At 67.0% G+C, this 16938-nt stretch carries 16 protein-coding genes and 1 pseudogene; 9 read left to right on the plus strand and 8 right to left on the minus strand.

The window, feature by feature from the left end; all coding sequences use genetic code 11:
- Nucleotides 1-20: 20 nt before the first annotated feature.
- Nucleotides 21-2669, plus strand: a complete 2649-nt coding sequence (gene mgtA, locus FHU31_RS17360) for a magnesium-translocating P-type ATPase (protein WP_167160237.1) — start codon at nucleotides 21-23, stop codon at nucleotides 2667-2669.
- On the opposite strand, the gene FHU31_RS17365 is transcribed toward mgtA, so the two are convergent.
- The gene (locus FHU31_RS17365) at nucleotides 2605-2871 is read right to left on the minus strand and encodes a hypothetical protein (protein ID WP_167160239.1); all 267 of its coding nucleotides are present in this window, start codon (nucleotides 2869-2871) and stop codon (nucleotides 2605-2607) included. The two genes, mgtA and FHU31_RS17365, sit on opposite strands and share 65 nt — an antisense overlap.
- A gap of 101 nt (nucleotides 2872-2972) precedes the next feature.
- On the minus strand, nucleotides 2973-4508 hold the full coding sequence (locus FHU31_RS17370) for a PucR family transcriptional regulator (RefSeq protein WP_167161122.1): 1536 nt from the start codon (nucleotides 4506-4508) through the stop codon (nucleotides 2973-2975).
- A 102-nt stretch (nucleotides 4509-4610) separates the two neighbouring features.
- Here FHU31_RS17370 and FHU31_RS17375 point away from each other — a divergent pair, with 102 nt between their 5' ends.
- Entirely contained in the window at nucleotides 4611-6047 is a 1437-nt protein-coding gene (locus FHU31_RS17375) for an APC family permease (protein ID WP_208410268.1), read from the plus strand.
- Entirely contained in the window at nucleotides 6044-6889 is an 846-nt protein-coding gene (locus FHU31_RS17380; protein WP_167160241.1) for a universal stress protein, read from the plus strand. The genes FHU31_RS17375 and FHU31_RS17380 overlap by 4 nt, the downstream gene beginning before the upstream one ends.
- Before the next feature lie 10 nt (nucleotides 6890-6899).
- Here the strand turns inward: FHU31_RS17380 and FHU31_RS17385 are convergent, their stop codons facing one another.
- From FHU31_RS17385 to FHU31_RS31560, 3 genes and pseudogenes are all read right to left on the minus strand, one after another.
- Nucleotides 6900-7049 carry a hypothetical protein gene (locus tag FHU31_RS17385; protein WP_167160243.1) on the minus strand — a complete coding sequence of 50 codons (150 nt, stop codon included), beginning with the start codon at nucleotides 7047-7049 and terminating at the stop codon, nucleotides 6900-6902.
- A gap of 70 nt (nucleotides 7050-7119) precedes the next feature.
- On the minus strand, nucleotides 7120-8142 hold the full coding sequence (locus FHU31_RS31555; protein WP_263987870.1) for a dihydroxyacetone kinase subunit DhaK: 1023 nt from the start codon (nucleotides 8140-8142) through the stop codon (nucleotides 7120-7122).
- A gap of 78 nt (nucleotides 8143-8220) precedes the next feature.
- Nucleotides 8221-8946, minus strand: a pseudogene (locus FHU31_RS31560) (DAK2 domain-containing protein); the annotation flags it as partial.
- A gap of 32 nt (nucleotides 8947-8978) precedes the next feature.
- Between FHU31_RS31560 and FHU31_RS17395 the strand changes: the two are divergent.
- Nucleotides 8979-10667, plus strand: a complete 1689-nt coding sequence (locus FHU31_RS17395) for an acyl-CoA synthetase (protein ID WP_167160246.1) — start codon at nucleotides 8979-8981, stop codon at nucleotides 10665-10667.
- A gap of 65 nt (nucleotides 10668-10732) precedes the next feature.
- Here the strand turns inward: FHU31_RS17395 and FHU31_RS17400 are convergent, their stop codons facing one another.
- Genes FHU31_RS17400 through FHU31_RS17410 form a run of 3 tightly spaced genes read right to left on the minus strand, consistent with a single transcriptional unit; the run spans nucleotide 10733 to nucleotide 12770 of the window.
- A complete protein-coding gene (locus tag FHU31_RS17400; protein ID WP_167160248.1) occupies nucleotides 10733-11197 on the minus strand; it encodes an SRPBCC family protein in 465 nt (154 codons plus the stop codon).
- 6 nt (nucleotides 11198-11203) lie between these two features.
- Complete coding sequence (locus FHU31_RS17405; protein ID WP_167160250.1) at nucleotides 11204-12133, minus strand: class I SAM-dependent methyltransferase; 930 nt, start codon at nucleotides 12131-12133, stop codon at nucleotides 11204-11206.
- A 31-nt stretch (nucleotides 12134-12164) separates the two neighbouring features.
- On the minus strand, nucleotides 12165-12770 hold the full coding sequence (locus FHU31_RS17410) for a TetR/AcrR family transcriptional regulator (protein ID WP_167160252.1): 606 nt from the start codon (nucleotides 12768-12770) through the stop codon (nucleotides 12165-12167).
- 110 nt (nucleotides 12771-12880) lie between these two features.
- Here FHU31_RS17410 and FHU31_RS17415 point away from each other — a divergent pair, with 110 nt between their 5' ends.
- Genes FHU31_RS17415 through FHU31_RS17435 form a run of 5 tightly spaced genes read left to right on the plus strand, consistent with a single transcriptional unit; the run spans nucleotide 12881 to nucleotide 16938 of the window.
- The gene (locus FHU31_RS17415; RefSeq protein ID WP_167160254.1) at nucleotides 12881-14236 is read left to right on the plus strand and encodes an aromatic ring-hydroxylating oxygenase subunit alpha; all 1356 of its coding nucleotides are present in this window, start codon (nucleotides 12881-12883) and stop codon (nucleotides 14234-14236) included.
- Nucleotides 14236-14628: a hypothetical protein gene (locus FHU31_RS17420; RefSeq protein ID WP_167160256.1), complete on the plus strand. Its 393-nt coding sequence runs from the start codon at nucleotides 14236-14238 to the stop codon at nucleotides 14626-14628. The genes FHU31_RS17415 and FHU31_RS17420 overlap by 1 nt, the downstream gene beginning before the upstream one ends.
- Nucleotides 14628-15215: a carboxymuconolactone decarboxylase family protein gene (locus FHU31_RS17425; RefSeq protein ID WP_167160258.1), complete on the plus strand. Its 588-nt coding sequence runs from the start codon at nucleotides 14628-14630 to the stop codon at nucleotides 15213-15215. Before FHU31_RS17420 ends, FHU31_RS17425 begins: the two co-directional genes overlap by 1 nt.
- Entirely contained in the window at nucleotides 15212-15739 is a 528-nt protein-coding gene (locus FHU31_RS17430) for a hypothetical protein (protein ID WP_167160260.1), read from the plus strand. The genes FHU31_RS17425 and FHU31_RS17430 overlap by 4 nt, the downstream gene beginning before the upstream one ends.
- A complete protein-coding gene (locus FHU31_RS17435) occupies nucleotides 15736-16938 on the plus strand; it encodes a cytochrome P450 (RefSeq protein ID WP_167160262.1) in 1203 nt (400 codons plus the stop codon). The genes FHU31_RS17430 and FHU31_RS17435 overlap by 4 nt, the downstream gene beginning before the upstream one ends.

The following is a 16938-nucleotide window of genomic DNA, read 5'->3' on the forward strand; positions in this document are numbered from 1 at the left end:
GTCGTGCGGACGGTGACCCGATGAACGACCGGCCCGAGACCGAACCGACGTTGCGGGCGTCCGCGGCGATGTCGTCGTTTCTGCTCTACAGGTCGATGGACAGCGGCCCCGCCGGCCTCACCGAAGCCGAGGCCGCACGGCGCGCCGCGGACACGGTGTCCGAGGATCGACACCGTACGGCGGCCGTTCGGTCGCTTCGCCGGGTCGGTCTTGCGCTGGGCTCACCGTTCGTCGCGCTGCTGGCCGGCCTCGATATCGTCTTCGCCGTTCTCGGCGATGCCGGGGCGGCGACCACCGTCGCAACGATGATCCTGCTCGCCGTGGCTCTTCGACTGTGGCAGCAGGGCCGGTCGAGTCGCGCGGTGGCCGCCCTGCGCCACAGCATCCCGAACACCATGACGGTTCGCCGGCGCGCCGCGGACGGGGACCCCGCCGTGGAGCGGGAGGTGCCCGTCGACGATGTCGTGGCCGGTGACATCGTCGTGTTGCGCCCCGGTGATGCGCTGCCCGTCGACGTGCGCATCGTGACCTCCATGGACTTGTTGGTGGACCAGTCCACCCTCAGCGGGGAGTCCCTGCCCGTCGGCAAGTCCGGCGAGGAGGAGCACGGTTTCTCGACTCGGCCGGTCCCCGCCAGTTCCCGGCTGTGTCTGGCCGGCACGACGGTGCTGGCGGGATCGGCGACCGCGGTGGTGCTGGCCACCGGAACCGCGACCTACTCCCGCGGCCTGGTGGCGACGGCGCGGCAACTGCCGCGCCGGTCCAGCTTCGATCGCGGCGTGCAGTCAGTCGGCTGGACGCTGATCCGGTTCATGCTGGTGATGATCCCGTCGGTGATGGTGATCCGCGGTCTCGTCGACGGCTCGTGGGCGCAGGCCGCGGTTCTCGCCGTCGCCGTCGCCGTGGGCCTGACACCGGAGATGTTGCCGGTCGTGGTGACATCGAACCTCGCACGTGGCGCGACGCGACTGGCGCAGCAGAAGGTGATCGTCAACCGGCTCAACGCCATTGCCGACCTGGGAGCGATGGACGTGCTGTGTGTCGACAAGACCGGCACTCTCACCGAGGACCGGATCGTCTATGCCCACAGCCTGAACACCGCAGGTCGTCTCGACGGGGCCCCCGCGCGGTATGCCGCCATCGCCGAACGCCACCGCTGCGATGTGGACATCCGCTACGGCGATGCCATCACCGCACTGCTGACCGAGGCGCCGCCCGACCATGCCGGCACGGGTGAACACACCAAGATCGCCGAGATCGGCTTCGACTACACCCGGCGCAGGTCGACCGTCGTGGTGGCCGACGGCGCAGAGCACGTCCTCATCTGCCGTGGCGACCCCGATCGGGTGTTGGAGTGTTGCAGCAGAATTCGCACCGATCACGGCGATATCGAGATGGCTCGCCAGGACGAGTCCTGGCGCCTCGTGCTCGGCGACTGCCACGCACGAGGATTCCAAGTGCAGGCCATGGCCGTTCGCCGCGGGCCCGCGCGATTCCAGAAGTACGGCGCCCGCGATGAGTGCGATCTCGTCCTGCTGGGCTTTCTCTGCTTCCTGGACCCGTTGCGTGCGAACGTGTCCGACACCATCGTCACACTTGAGACACACGGGGTCGGCGTGCGGATCCTGACCGGCGATGCCCGCGCCGTCGCGGTCGACGCCGCCGTCCGCGCCGGACTCGACGTCGCTTCGGTCGTGGTCGGTGACGATCTGGAGGATCTCGACGAGGATCAACTGTTGCGGCGCACGCACGGCACCACCGTGTTCGCCGAACTCACCCCCGACCAGAAGGCGCGGGTGGTCACCGCTTTCCAGCGGGCCGGCGCGGTGGTGGGTTTTGTCGGGGACGGGCTCAATGACATCGCGGCCCTGCGCGCCGCGGACGCGGGGATCGCCGCCGACACCTCGACAGCGGCCGCCAAGTCGGCGGCGGACTTCATCCTTCTCGATCGCGATCTCGGCGTCATCGCCGACGGCGTCCTGGAGGGCCGGCGCACCGTGGCCAACACCTTGAAATACGTGCGCGTGACCGCGAGTTCGAACTTCGGCAACGCCTTGTCCCTGGTTGGGGCCAGCGCGCTGGTGCCGATTGTGCCGATCCTGCCCGTGCAGCTGCTGGTACAGAACCTGCTCTACGATCTGGCCCAGTTGGCCCTGCCATGGGATCACGTCGATCCCGACTACCTGAGCCGACCGCGGAAATGGCGCTCCGACGGACTGGTGGGCTTCATCGTCATCTTCGGACTGTTGAGCTCCGTGTTCGACGTGTTCACCTTCGGGGCCTTGTGGTTCGGCTTCGGCGGCGACCAGGACCATGCGATCTTCCAGTCGGGCTGGTTCCTCGAAGGCCTGCTCTCACAGCTGTCTGTGGTGTTGGTGCTGCGCACCGGCGGCGCGCCGTGGGGCCGGCGCCGCCCGAGCCTGGCGGTGATATCGGCAACCGTCGCCGCGGCCGCCGTCGGATGCTGGTTGCCGTTCAGCCCGCTGGCTGCGGCGCTGCACATGAGCCCGCTCTCGCCGGCCTGCTGCTCCTTCATCGGCGCCACCGTGCTGGTGTACGCCGCAGCCGCGCACGTGGTCAAACGCGTCCTGGCGCGCCGGCGGCCTAGAGTGCGGGCCGCGCGATCGGCGTCGCCGGCGCGTCTTCCGGAGTGGTCACCGACGTCGTGACGCCCACGGTCATGGTCACGGGAGCCGGGGTGGTGTAGGTCGTCGACACCCCCGCGTTGTTGATGCTGTTGTGGCCCAGCGTCGTCGTGTCCGACAGCGTCAGCTGATGTTCCACCCCCAGCCAGGACCACGCACAGACCGCAAGGACACCCGCACCGAGTGCCACGCGCTTGCCTCGACGGCGCCTTTCACCGAGCGTCATGGGTTCGCCTCCTGTCGTGCAATTCTATGATTCGATAATCATAGAATGATTTGAATATTGATGCCACCCGGGCCGCCACCATCGACCGATGACGTCATGCCTCAGTTCGGTACCGGTGGCCGCCGATCACCAACGGCCAGCAATGCCAGCAGCAACTCCGCGCGTACCCTGGCCACCCCGAGATCGCAGTCCAGCAACCTTTCCGCAGTCCTGATCCGGCTTCGCAGGGTGTGCCGGTGGATTCCGAGTTCCGCCGCGGCCGTCTCCCACTGTCCGTTCGCCTCCAGAAACGCATGAAGCGCCTCGATCAGGCCGCCGCGCTGCTCGCGGTCGTGGTCGACAAGGGGCGCCAGCACCGCGTCCGCCACAGTGGCGAGCACCTTCCGGCTCTCGTTGTCGGACAGCAGGATTTGACCGGCGACGGCCCCGAATTCGACCGGTGCGCCGCCCCGTTTGGCCATCGTGGCGGCGCGGGCGGCATGCTGCACGGCGGTGGGCAGATCGTCGAGCAGGTGCGTCCCGCTCATCCCCACCCGCACGGCCCGGCGGGCAGACGCGTCCAACCCGTCGATGAGCCGGCCCGCGAACTCGAGGCCCAGCCCGCCCGGGACGATGACCACCACGTCGACCTCGCCGGCGTGCACAAAACACTGATACCCGTCGCGTTCGAGGAGGTCCGCACACGCGACACCGATAGCCGGCAGCGCATCTCGCACATCAGTGTCGATCGACAACGCGCGAATCCGCCGATACGAATCCGCAACGGGAGTCAGCAACGTCCAGGCAGGTTGCACGTCGGCGGTGGCGGTCAACACCAAACCCAGCGCCGAAGAATTGAGCCGGCGCTGCGCGTCATTCAGCCGCGCCGGCTTGTCGAAGTCAAGGGCCAGAAGGGCATTCGCATGTCCGAGCAGCACCTGATCGATGTGGCTGAGTGGGCTCGCCCCGATGACCACCAATTCGCCGTACGATCTCGATCCCACTCGGATGCGTTGGTGCGCAACGGTGGTCGGCGCCCCGTTCAGTACGACGGTCGTCGTGCCCGCGTCGGCACCCGGCGGCACCGCGCTTCGGAGTTCGTCCAATACCGTGACATCGGCCGGCGGCGGATGACATGCCACCACCTCACCGACGGCATCCACGATCACCACCGTGGCGGCCAGCGCGCGGCCGAGTTCGCGTGCCACCGCGTGCGCTCCCCCGGTGATCACCGCCCGGGTGAGATGCGGCTGCGCCCTCGACACGCGGACGACGTCGTCGTACTGCAGCTCGGCGATCCGGGCCGTGACGGCTTTGACGATCGCGGCGAAGGGTGTCTCCAGCGGCACCTCGATCAACGGCAAGCCGATCTCGTCGGCCACGGCGATGAGATCCTGCGGCACCGCCGGGTGGGTCAAGCCAGTCGCGAAACCGAGACCCGCCACCCCGCAGTCGTCGAGCTCGCGCAGGTAGGCGGCCCGCTGCGGGGCTGTGTCCGGAAGCCTGATCCCGGTCGTGAGCACGAGTTCATTGCCCGACAACCAGCGCGACGGATCGGCCAGCTCGGTGGTGAGCACCACGTCGATCGGACGGCCCACGCCGGTCGCGCCACCCCGCAGCCGAAGCGCCAAACCCGTCTGAGTGAGCACCCACGCCACCGAAACCCGCACCCGGCGATTGTACGGAGTGGTGGAAAATTACCTCAGGAATGTACAGAACGGAGCAGGCCTCATCGGTGTGGCACAGCGCACACTTCTTAGGTGCAGCAGACTTCCCCGCAGGCTCCCTTCGGTAGCGCCTCCACCTCCCCGCGCCTGTCCAGGTCGCTCGGCTTGTGGGCGATTGTCGGCCTCGGCCTCGGCTACATGACGCCGATGACCGTCTTCGACACCTTCGGCATCGTGTCGGAAGAGACCAACGGGGTGGTTCCGCTTGCCTACATCGTCGCGCTGATCGCCATGATCTTCACCGCGCTCAGTTACGGACGGATGACCCGTGTCTTCCCCTCGGCCGGGTCGGCGTACACCTACGCCTCCGAGGTGATCCACCCCAATGTCGGGTTCCTGGTCGGCTGGTCCTCCCTGCTGGACTATCTGCTCCTGCCGATGGTCAACGCGGTCATCGGCCGGATCTACTTCGAGTCCTTCTTCCCCGACACCCCGTCCTGGATATTCGTCGTCGTCTACGTCGGGGTCGTCACCGCACTCAACTGTTGGAGCATCAAGGGCACCTCGAGCATCAACGGCGTGCTGGTGGTCTTCCAGGTCCTTCTCATCGGCATCTTCGTCGTCTTGACCTACATCTCCCTCACCCGAGGCATGGGTCAGGGCACCGCCCTGACGCTCGCACCGCTCTATCACGCCGGGGTCGACATGCAGGCGGTCATCGCGGGCGCCACCGTGGTGTGCTTCTCGTTCATCGGATTCGACGCCATCACGATGTACAGCGAGGAGGCGAAGTCGGCGACCACCGTCCCGAAGGCGATCGTCCTCGCGCTGCTCATCGGCGGCGCGATCTTCCTGCTCGGAGCCTGGTTCAGCCAGGCCGCCTTCCCCACCCTCGACGGCTTCGAGGTCACCGACGACACGCTTCCCGAGCTCGCGCTCAAGGTGGGCGGCGAGTTCTTCAAGATCCTCTTCGTGTCGGCCGCGCTGTCGGCCATGTTCGCCTCCAGCCTGTCCTCGCACGCCAGCGTGTCCCGGATGATCTACGTGATGGCCCGCAACGGCACGGGCCGGATCCCGCGGTTCCTGTCCTACATTCACCCGAGGTTCTTGACGCCGCTGCACGCCGTGCTCATCGTCGGTGCGGTGTCGCTGCTGGCATTCCGGTTCACCCTCGAGTTCGTGTCATCGATGATCAACTTCGGTGCCCTCATCGCCTTCACCATGGTCAATCTGACCGTGCTCCTGTACTTCGCCGTCCATCAGAACAAGCGGCACACGCCGGCGGAGATCTTCACCAACATCGTGCTGCCGGTCATCGGCATGCTGCTGACCGCTGTGCTGTGGCTCAACCTGCACTTCGACGCGCTGCTCTATGGCGCCATCTGGTTCGTCATCGGACTGACCCTGCTGATCTACGTCACCCGGGGCTTGCGCAACCCGATGACCATGCGAATCGAAGAGGAGACCCTCGCCGAAGAGGGCACCCCGATCCCCCATATCCAGCACGGCAAGAAGGGCGGTTCCCGATGACGCTCGTCGTGGGTTATCTCGCGACAGCCGGTGGGGCCGACGCCTTGTCGCTGGGCGTGCGGTTGGCCCGTACGCTCGGCACGGATCTGCAGGTGTGCTTGGTCCTAGCCCCCGACGACGTGACCACGCCCCGTCTGACCTCGGATCGGTACCACGAAGTACTGGCCGAACAGGGTTCGGCGTGGCTGGCCGAGGCGCTGCGCCAGGTGCCGGATGACGTCACGGCCGACGGAAAGGTCATCGTCGCAGAATCGGTGGCCGAAGCCCTTGGCGCAGAAGCCCTTCGGCTGGACGCCGAGGCCATCGTGGTGGGCGGCTCGGGCGGCGGGCTGGCCGGCAGCCTGTCCTTGGGCGCGCTGGTCGATGAGCTGCTGCATACCGCGCCGGTCCCGGTCGCGGTGGCGCCGCGGGGCACCCGCCACTCCGAAGTCGAACGCGTCCGATCCGTCACGTGTGCGATCGGCGACCGTGCCGGCGCACACCGGTTGCTCGACGCCGCCGTGCGGACGAGCAGAGCTACGGGCGCACCACTGCGGCTCGTGTCGCTGGTGGCACTCGACCAGCACGGCGCGGCCGGAATCGAGGCTGCCCGCGAACATGCTTACCGCACACTGAAGTCCGCGCAGGCTGCGCTTCCGGAGGGTTTCGCCGTGACGGCCGTCGTCGCGGACGGTGCGACCATCGAAGCCGCCGTGGACGAGCTCGACTGGGCGGACGGTGACCTGCTGATGCTCGGCTCCAGCAGGCTGGCTCCGCCCCGGCGCCTGCTCATCGGCTCGACCGCGGCCAAGATCCTGCGGGTGCTGCGGGTACCGATCGTCGTCACACCGGGCGAGGACTAGCCTCCGGGGGTCAGTCCGCGTTCTTGGCTGACTTCCGCTCGGCGAGCTTGTACTTCACCAGGGCGACCAACGCTTTCGGGTTGCGGGCCAAGGCACCTGCGGCCTGCAGGCCAAGCTTGGCCTTCTGCCCGAACGTCAGCTGCTGCTCTGGTTGCGTCACTGGCTCTCCTCTGTTCGCGATGGGATTCGAACAATAGCCTGCCGAAGCTCCGCGCCGTTCGGCACGGCGACTACCGTCCCCATCGCAGCGCCGCGGTGTGCACCGGGGCGTCCCACCACTGGGCCAGCTCGTCATCGAAGGTCATCAGCGTGAAAGAGGCACCGGCCATGTCCAGGCTGGTCACATAGTTCCCGACCAGGTTTCGCGAGATACCGATCCGCCGGCGGGACAGTTCATCGGCCAGATCGTTGAACAACAGGTAAAGCTCCATCAGCGGTGTCGCACCGAGGCCGTTGACCAAGGCCACCACCTGGCTTCCCGCATCGAGACCGAGGTGGGTCACCAGGATCTCCGCCGCCTCGGCCACCAGATCGGCGGCCGGGCGAAGGCGGTCACTGCGGCGGCCTCGTTCACCGTGGATACCGACACCGATCTCGATCTCGTCGGGACCAAGCGCCAGGATCGGCCCGGCTCCCGGAGGCGAGGAGGACGTCAGCGCGATTCCGAAACTCGCACTGCGGTTGACGACGTCCACCGCCGCGGCGTGCACGTCTTCCAGCGACCCTCCGGCTTCGGCGACCGCTCCGGCGATCTTGTGCACGAACAGGGTGGCTCCGGTCCCGCGGCGGCCGACCGTGTGATCGGAGCCGTCGACCGAGACGTCGTCGTCGACGAGCACGCTGGCCACGTCGATCCCCTCGGCCCGGGCAGCCTCGGCCGCGTGGCGGAAGTTCAGCACGTCGCCGGTGTAGTTCTTCACGACGTGCAACACACCGCCGCCGGCCGATGCCGCTCGGGTGGCGGCCAGGATCTGGTCTGTACTCGGCGAGGCGAACACCGCACCGGGCGCCGCCGCGGCCAACATTCCCACGCCGACGAATCCGGCATGCAACGGTTCGTGACCCGAACCGCCACCGGACACCAGACCGACACGGCCCGCACCCTGTGCCGTCGCCCGGCGGACGATCTGCGCGTCGGCATCCCACACCACCAGATCCGGCACCGACCGGGCCAACCCGGCCAGACTCTCCAGTGCCGCATCGGCGGGGTCGTTGAGAAATTGCTTCGTCTTACCGCTGCGGGTGTCCTCGATCGGTGCGGTGGCGCCGGCCGTCAGATCGCTGACATCGGGTACCTCGACACCGACCCCGCGTCCGGCGGCGGCAGCGATCTCGGCCACCGCCACCGCACCGGGATCGGGCGCGCCGATATTGCGTTGCGCCGAATAGGCGGCTCGGCCACGCTTGGCCACGAATTCCCGGGTGGATCGTGCGCCCTCGGCCGCGGCGACCGCGGCATCGGCGTAGGCCGCGGTCGCGTCGCCACCCTGCGCCGCGACCCGGGCGAGGGCGGCTCCGGCCGGCAGCAGGGCGTCGAGCAGGGTCTTGTCCCCGGGACCGCTCTGCCCCAACTCGGCGATCCCCGCCGCCGCGGCGTGCACCATGGCGCCGGCAGTGGCCACGTCGATCGCCTCGACCTCACCCGCCGTCGCTCCCGCTCGTTCACAGGCCACCGACAGCAGCGGCCCTGAGCTACCGCCCATTTCGCGATTCAGCACGGCACCCACTGCCCGCAGGAACGTTTCCGGAGACGAGCGGTCGAGGTCCTCCCACTGCGCCGCGACGCCGCGCGCGCCGCGGGCCAGGCTGCTCCCGAAATCCCCGTCACCGACGGCGGCATCAAGGCGGTCCCATTCGGCGCGGCGCTCCAGCGCGGTGTCGACGCAGGTTCGGATCAACGTTTCCAATGCGGTCCAGCTCATCCCGCTCACGTTACGGACGGGCGGGCCTGCCGCGCGGCCACACGACCCTAGACCTTTGGCGGGACTGGTCGTCCGCGCCGAGGTGTGCCGAACGTGCCCATAATTCAAGGAATGTTGTTCGACCACATCGACCATACAGACGGCGGCACCATGTATGGTCTGCTGTCATGAGCGGCGTGAGCTTCGACCTGTCCTCTGTGTTCGGCACCGTGGCCAAGGCCGTCCCCGAGCAGACCTTCCTGGTGTGGCGCGACCGGCGCTACACCTACGCCGAGTTCGATCGGCGGATCGACGGGTTCGCCAATTTCCTGGTGTCGGCGGGTTTGGGCGTGCACACCGAACGCGACGCCCTGGCCGGGCACGAGTCCGGTCAGGACCACCTGGGCATCTATCTGCGCAACGGCAACGAGTACCTCGAGTCGATGATCGGCAGTTACCGCGCCCGCGTCGCCCCGTACAACGTGAGCTTCCGCTACGTCGAGGAAGAGCTCGTCTACCTGCTCAACGACTCGAAGGCCCGAGCCTTGGTCTACAACGCCGAGTTCGCCCCACGGGTGGCGGCCATCCGGGACCGGGTACCGCACCTGGAGGTGCTCCTGCAGGTGGCCGACGCCTCCGGCCACGAACTGCTCCCGGGTGCGGTCGACTACGAATCCGCCATCGCCACGCCCGTCCCGGCGGGGGGCCTGCCCCAGGCCCGCGGTGACGATCTGTACATCCTCTATACCGGCGGCACCACCGGCATGCCCAAGGGTGTGCTCTGGCGCCAGCACGACATCTTCCTGTCCTCGATGGGCGGACGCCCGTTCGGCAGCGATCATGCCCTGAGTTCCTATGAGGAACTCGCCGAGAAGGCCCGCACCGCCGGAGGCGCGCTCGGCATGCTGATGATCCCGCCGTTCATGCACGGCGCCGCACAATGGGCCGCCTACAACGCCATCACGATGGGCGGCCGCATCGTGATCCCCGACGATGTCGAGCGGCTGCGCCCGGCCGACGTCCTGCGGCTGGCCGAACGCGAACGGGTGCTGACCATCCCGGTGGTCGGCGACGCGGTCGCCCGGCCACTGATCGAGGAGATCGAGAACGGCGATTACGACCTGTCCGGCCTGTTCACCATCACCAACGGCGGTGCAGCCCTGTCGCCCACGGTGCGGGAACGCATCCTCACCGCTCTTCCCCACGTCATGCTGCTCGACGCGGTCGGCGCCTCGGAGTCCGGAGCGCAGATGAGCACCTACTCCACTGCCGCGGCGAGCCGCGAATCCGGCACAGCTGAGCCGGCACCTGCTGCGGTGTTCAGCGCGCAGTCCGACACCGCCGTCGTCGCCGAGGACTTCAGCCGAGTGCTGCTGCCCGGTGAGGGCGGCGGATGGCTGGCCCGTCGCGATCTGATCCCCCTGGGCTACTTGGGCGACGCAGAGAAGTCCGCACGGACGTTCCCGACGATCGACGGCGTGCGCTGGTCGGTTCCCGGCGACCGGGCAAATGTGTTGGCGGACGGCCGGATCGAACTGCTCGGCCGCGATTCGGTGACCGTCAACTCCGGCGGCGAGAAGATCTTCGTCGAGGAAGTCGAGCGGGCCATCGCCGCGCATCCGAACGTCTACGACGTCGTGGTGGTGGGCCGCCCGTCGGAGCGATGGGGCCAGGAGGTGGTCGCCGTGGTCCAACTGGCCGACGGCGCCTCGGCCTCCGACGAGGAGCTCGCCGAGATCTGCGGGCGATCGGTGGCCCGGTACAAGATCCCCAAGGCGTTCATCCGCGAACCGAAGATCGTGCGCTCGCCGGCCGGCAAGGCGGACTACCGCTGGGCCGAGACGATAGCCGCCGGTGCGGTCGCGTCGAGCCCCTAGATCGCCGTCAGGTCCGACGGGACCACCAGCAGCGACCCGTCTTCCCGGTAGGGCATTCCCCGGGGCTATCCCAGTGCCTGGAAATGCCGCCGGATCCCGGCGAGCATCGATACATGAGCGGCGACGGCCTGACGTACCGTGAGCGCCGCCAGTACCGCCGGCGCCGTGATGTGGAGATGTTCGGTGAGCGTGGTGCCCTGGGCCGTACCGTCGAACGACACCCGGCCGAACAGGCGCACACCGGGGAACTGCCGCGCCTCGGTCAGCACCTCACCTCGAGCGGGGATATACAGTTCGGCCGCATAGCTCGCGCGTAACACAAGGCGACCCAACGGGATCCGATCCCGGACCCGGTAGGTCCGCAGCTGACCGCCACCGGGTGTCCGCCGGTGGCGGATCGGCCGCACCGACACCACGAGCGGATGCACCCGCGTGATGTTGGCCAGGTCGACATAGAAAGCCCGCACCGCAGCGGGCTCGGCGGGGATCAGGTCGGACACGATGTGCTCACTGCCGACGGTCCAACCCATCGCACGCTAACCGAGGATGGCGGTCAGGTAGGTGATGTCACCGAAGGCGGACAAGCCCTCGATCGGCGGCTCCAGTCCGTACGCGGCATACAGCTCCGAACTCTTGTGCAGGGTCACCGCCCAGCCCCGGTCGGCAAGGAACACCGCCGACTCGGTGCGCTCACCGGCGTAGAACAGCTCGGTGATGTCGATGTCGGTCGCGCTGCCGAAACCGTCGATTCCCTTGCCCTGCCACTGCTCCTGCGCAGACCGCATCTGATCGCCGATCCGCGCCAGCTCGTCCGGGGTGAGCGTGCCGGTGTTCTCGGCGGCGATCCGGCTGCCCGGGGCACTGAGCGCGGTGACGTTGTCCAGCAGGCGGTCCTGGGCATCCGGCGGCAGGTAGACGAGCAGGCCCTCGGCGATCCACGCCGTCGGCTGGGATGGATCGAACCCATTGGCCCGCAACGCCGCCGGCCAGTCGTCGCGCAGATCGATACCGATGGGCCGGTGCTCGATGGCGGGCGCGGCGCCCTGATCGGCAAGCACACCGGTCTTGAATTCGATGACCTGCGGCTGGTCCAGTTCATACACCGTGGTGTCCGCCGGCCACCTCAGCCGGTAGGCGCGAGCGTCCAGCCCGGAGGCGAAGATGACCGCCTGCCGAATGCCGGCGGCCGTCGCGTCGGCGAAGAAATCGTCGAAGTACTTGGTCCGCGCGGCGATCCCGTCCGACATCCGGTGCACATCGAACGGTGCCCCGTCGGTGTCGATCTCACCGCGGGCATACCGGGTGAACGCGTCCAGGCCGACCGCGGAGACCAGCGGTTCGGCGTAGGGGTCATAGATCAGCGGTCGAGGACCACGAGTCGCCATCGCCCGCTGCATGGCCACCACGGTCGCCGTCACGCCCACGCTCGAGGCCAGATCCCACGTGTCGTTGTCTGTACGTGCCATAGTTAGACACACTACGCTTAATGTCGAGGCCTCATTCTTGAGGCGGACCGACACTGGAGAGCACCAGCTGCAGGAAGGTGCCGTAGAGATCCTCGCCGTCCAGATGGCTGGCCAGGGTGATCCCGTCGTTGGTGGCCAGCAACACGCGGGCCAACGGCTCGGCCGGGATGCGTAGCGTACCGCCAAGCCGGGCAACACCTTTGGTGATGTAGTCCGCCAGCGATCGGATGGTTTCCAGCCGCTGTGCCGCCACCCGCTCCCGCGCCGCCGGGTTGCGCAGCAGAAACAGGGTGAACTCGTAGTTCAGGGCCGCCGCATGTAAGGCATCGGCCCCGCTGAGCAGTCGCCACCGTTCGGCGAAGCCCGTCACGTCGATATCGGCCAGCCGAGCATAGGACTGCATCACATCGGCGAATCCATCCAGGAAACGCTGGCGGTGCCGCTCGATGACCGCCAGGAACAACTCGTCCTTGCCGCCGAACTGGGCGTAGATCGCGCCGCGCGTGTAGCCGGCAGCGTCGGCGATGTCCTCCAACGACCCGGCGTACCCGCGTCCGGCGAAGATCTTCTCCGCGGCATCGAGCAGCACGGTACGGGTCTGCTCCATCCGCCGTTCCCTGGTCCAGCGCTCGGTCACCCCGTCATTCTTGCAAGAAATCACCACAAATACATTCTTGTATCTCAGATACGACTCTGTATCATCGTGACTGCCGTCACAACCCTGACGTTCTTCCCGGAAGGGATTTCATGTCCATCGATTCCGCACGATCCGCCCGGCCCGGTGACTGGGTCGACGCCGAAGGCCTCACCCCCGACGCCGCCAGCGCGCTCTTCCCCATGCAGATCCCCACCGAGCGGTACACCTCGCCGGAGTTCGTCGACCGTGAACGAAAAGCCATCTGGACCCGGGTCTGGCAGATCGTGGGACGCGTCGACGAACTGCGCAGGCCCGGCGATTTCAAGGAGTACCGGATCTTCGACCAGTCCTATGTCGTGATGCTCGGCAAGGACGGCGACCTTCGCGGGTTCGTGAACGCCTGTCGGCACCGCGGCAACGTGTTGCTCTCGGGCGCCGGCCAGGCCCGGCAGCGCATCGTCTGTCAGTACCACCTGTGGTCCTATGACCTGGACGGACATCTGCGCGGCTGCTCGAAACCCGAAATCGACAAGGACGCCCACGGTTTGCTCCAGGTGGCGGTCGACAGCTTCGCCGGATTCATCTTCCTCAACCCGGATCCGGATGCGGCTCCGCTGCGCGACTTCCTCGGCGAAGACGTCATCGGGATGCTGGAGCCCTATCACCTCGACGAGATGACGACGGTGCTCGATGTGCGAGAACCCTTGGAATGCAACTGGAAAGTGGTGATGGATGCCTTCGAGGAGGGCTACCACATCTCCGGCATCCATCCGCAACTGCTGCGCGTCATCGTCATCGATCCCACCAAGACCAAGTACCGATTCCTGGACCGACACAGCGTCGCCGTGGCCCCGTTCGAGGTCGCCCACGTCGCGGGCATGGGTCCGGAGAAGCAGGTGGAGGGCATCATGGAACTGCCCGAGACCTTCCCCGGTGTGGTGCGGGTACTCCCCCGCTTCACCGAACTCGTCGACACGTACCGCGGACCGGACGGCACCCTGGTCTTCCCCGACGGAGTGACCGGCCGCACCCTGTTGCAGCGAGCCACGCGCGACTCACTGACCAACGACGGTCTGGATGTATCCGGTCTCACCGATGAGCAGATGAGCGATAACCACGGCTGGGTGCTGTTCCCCAATTTCTTCATGACCATTCGCGCCGGCGAGGCGACGATCATCATGTCCACCCCGCATCCGGACGGTGATCCGAACCGCTGCATCTGGCACATCACCAGTTTCATGTGGCTCCCGCAGGAACACCGCGCGGCATTCGCCGCCGACCTGGTGGACGTCACCGAACCGGGCAGCTACAAGTATTTCGAAGCGCTGCAGCAGGATTACGAGCAGATGCCACGTCAGCAGCTCGGTCTGCGCAACGCACGCCTGGATCACATGGCATTGGTCGACGAGGAGGTCGTCATCGCCCATTACCACTCCGTCATCGACCGCTATCTGGCGGCGACCTGATGTCCCGGCGGGCCGATACCGTGCTCCGGTATGCCAAGACCACCGGGGACCTTGTCACCAAGGCCAAACAACCCGGCTTCACGGCCGCGGACTGGGCGCCCCTGGCTCAGCTCGTCGACACCGAGAACTTCCACCGGGTCGGAGCTTTCAAGGAGGAGATGGACTGGGATGCGTACGTGGCGTTCCTGACCGGCTGGGCCACCACCTCGGAATGGGAGTGCTCGTTCACACGGATCACCGAGCACGACGGCCTGGTGTTCCTGGAGCTCGAGGAACGCAGCGTGGTGGGCGATTTCCGCAGTGTGGTGAACTCACTCTCGGTCTATGAATTCGGTGCCGATGACCGGATCCGGCGGCTTGACCTGTACCTGCAGATGGCGCTGCCACAGTGATGCCGCCACTTCGTGCCGACCAGTGGGGCCAGCCGGAGTACGCCGCATTCGCGGCGCTGCTGAACCTGCCTGCCGACAAGGTGCCTCGCGCCGGATCCGGTGGGGCGCTGGACCCGCTGAACTTCGACATCATCGGGATGCTGGCCCGCCACCCCGAAATGGCCCGGGTTTTCCTGGGATTCAACGGGTTCCTGTTACAACGCGGCGAGTTGTCCGGCCGGCTGCGCGAGCTCGTCATCCTGCGGGTGGCGCACCGGCATCGATCGGCGTTCGAATGGGGCCAGCACGTCCGGCTGGGCGCCGCGGTGGGCGTCACCGCTGACGATGTCGCCGCGCTCACCGAGGGCAATGACGGTTTCGACGGCACCGACCGGCTGGTCCTGGATGCCACCGACGAACTGCTCGCCACCGGTCGTGCGGACTGGTCCACCTGGGAGGCCCTGGTCGACGCGCTCGGCGAACACGCCGCCATGGAGCTGATCTTCATCGTCGGCACCTACACGCTGACCGCGATGGCGTTCGGCACCTGGGGGCTACAACCGCAACCGGGCACTGCTGCCCTTCCGAAACGAGGAGACACCGCGTGAAGCTGGAAGACCGGATCGCCAAACATCGCCGGATGGCCGAGAGCTACCGCGACAAGTACGTCCTGCAGAAGGTGCAGGAGGGCGAAAGCTACGACGAATGGGTGTTCACCGACGACGCGGTCTACACCTCCCCCTACTTCGTCGCCGATCAGGAGCTCGTCCTCAAAGATGTGGCGACGCACTGGGATACCGCGGCCACCATCGAAGCCAAGGCCTACGGGGTGGAGTTCCCCGATTGGAAGCCCGTCGACTTCAAGGTCTGGCCGGCAGAGAACGGCTTCGTGATGCGCTACCGCTGGCAGGGCACCTCGCAGACCACCGGCGCGGTGATGGGCTTCTACTCGATCAGCTTCGTCGACACGAACGACGATGCCGAGATCACCCACTGGTCCACCTACGTCAACGACGAAGAGTACGGCCCGTTCCTGGAACTGGCCATCGACGCGCGCGGACCGTTCCGCCACGACGAGTACATGCAGGCCCTGGGCAAGCACTTCGCCAAGCACGGGCTGACGTTCGCATGACCGCCAGCGCCACCGACAGGGTGTACTACGACCCGTGGGACGCGGCCCTCAATGCGAACCCGTACCCGATGTTCAAGCGGCTCCGCGACGAAGCGCCGCTGTATCACAACGAGATTCATGACTTCTATGCGGTGAGCCGGTTCGACGACGTCAACCGTGCGCTGGTCGATCACGCATCGTTCAGCTCGGCCCGTGGTGCGGTGCTGGAGATCATCAAGGCCGGTGTGCAGATCCCACCGGGCTCACTGATCTTCGAGGACCCGCCCATCCACGACATCCACCGCAACCTGCTGTCCCGCGCCTTCACACCCCGCAAGATCAATGCGCTGGAACCGAAGGTCCGCGAGTTCACCGCCCGGTGTCTGGACCCCCTCGTCGGTGGCGACCGGCTGGACTTCGTCAAGGATCTCGGCGCGGTGATGCCGCTGCGCGTGGTCAGCGAGCTGTTCGGCATTCCCGAGGACTATCAGAGCCGGGTCACGCAAGACGGTGACAAATACGTGCGCACCGAACGCGGAGCTCAGATGACCGACAACCCCGACGGGCCCATCACCGACGGTCAACTGTTCGCCGAGTTCATCGACTGGCGGATCGGTCATCCGGCCGATGACCTGACCACCGAACTGCTCAATGCGGAGTTCATCGACGAGACGGGTGCCACCCGCAAGCTGCGCCGCGAAGAACTGCTGATGTTCATGAACGTCGTCGCGGTGGCCGGGTCGGAGACCACCACCCGGCTGATCGGGTGGGCCGGCAAGCTGCTCTCCGAGCATCCCGATCAACGCCGCCGGTTGGTCGACGACAGGTCCCTGGTACCGGGCGCGGTCGAGGAGATCCTGCGCTTCGAGCCGCCGGCGCTACAGGCCGCCCGCTACGTGACGCGCGATGTCGAGTTTCACGACTCCGCGGTGCCCGCGGGCAGTGCGATCATCCTGTTGATCGGTGCAGCGAACCGCGATGAACGCCGGTTCGGAGTGAACGCCGACCAGTTCGATGTGACCCGGGCGCCGCGCCAGCACCTGACGTTCGGGGTCGGCGCACACTACTGTCTCGGCAACGCGCTGGCACGCATCGAGGGCCGGATCGCCTTGGAAGAGATCATGAATCGCTTCCCGGACTGGACAATCGATCTCGACAACGCGGTGTTCTCGTCATCGTCGGTGGTGCGCGGCTGGGACAGCATGCCCGCCCACATCTGA

This window comes from Mycolicibacterium fluoranthenivorans (assembly GCF_011758805.1).
Lineage (GTDB): Bacteria > Actinomycetota > Actinomycetes > Mycobacteriales > Mycobacteriaceae > Mycobacterium > Mycobacterium fluoranthenivorans.

Excerpts from the sequence above, each read along its gene's own strand:
- FHU31_RS17395 (WP_167160246.1), top strand. The coding sequence starts at position 8,979 with ATGAGCGGCGTGAGCTTCGACCTGTCCTCTGTGTTCGGCACCGTGGCC.
- FHU31_RS17435 (WP_167160262.1), top strand. The coding sequence starts at position 15,736 with ATGACCGCCAGCGCCACCGACAGGGTGTACTACGACCCGTGGGACGCG.
- FHU31_RS17365 (WP_167160239.1), bottom strand. The coding sequence starts at position 2,871 with ATGACGCTCGGTGAAAGGCGCCGTCGAGGCAAGCGCGTGGCACTCGGT.
- FHU31_RS17400 (WP_167160248.1), bottom strand. The coding sequence starts at position 11,197 with ATGGGTTGGACCGTCGGCAGTGAGCACATCGTGTCCGACCTGATCCCC.
- FHU31_RS17405 (WP_167160250.1), bottom strand. The coding sequence starts at position 12,133 with ATGGCACGTACAGACAACGACACGTGGGATCTGGCCTCGAGCGTGGGC.
- FHU31_RS17415 (WP_167160254.1), top strand. The coding sequence starts at position 12,881 with ATGTCCATCGATTCCGCACGATCCGCCCGGCCCGGTGACTGGGTCGAC.
- FHU31_RS17380 (WP_167160241.1), top strand. The coding sequence starts at position 6,044 with ATGACGCTCGTCGTGGGTTATCTCGCGACAGCCGGTGGGGCCGACGCC.
- FHU31_RS17425 (WP_167160258.1), top strand. The coding sequence starts at position 14,628 with ATGCCGCCACTTCGTGCCGACCAGTGGGGCCAGCCGGAGTACGCCGCA.
- FHU31_RS17420 (WP_167160256.1), top strand. The coding sequence starts at position 14,236 with ATGTCCCGGCGGGCCGATACCGTGCTCCGGTATGCCAAGACCACCGGG.
- mgtA (WP_167160237.1), top strand. The coding sequence starts at position 21 with ATGAACGACCGGCCCGAGACCGAACCGACGTTGCGGGCGTCCGCGGCG.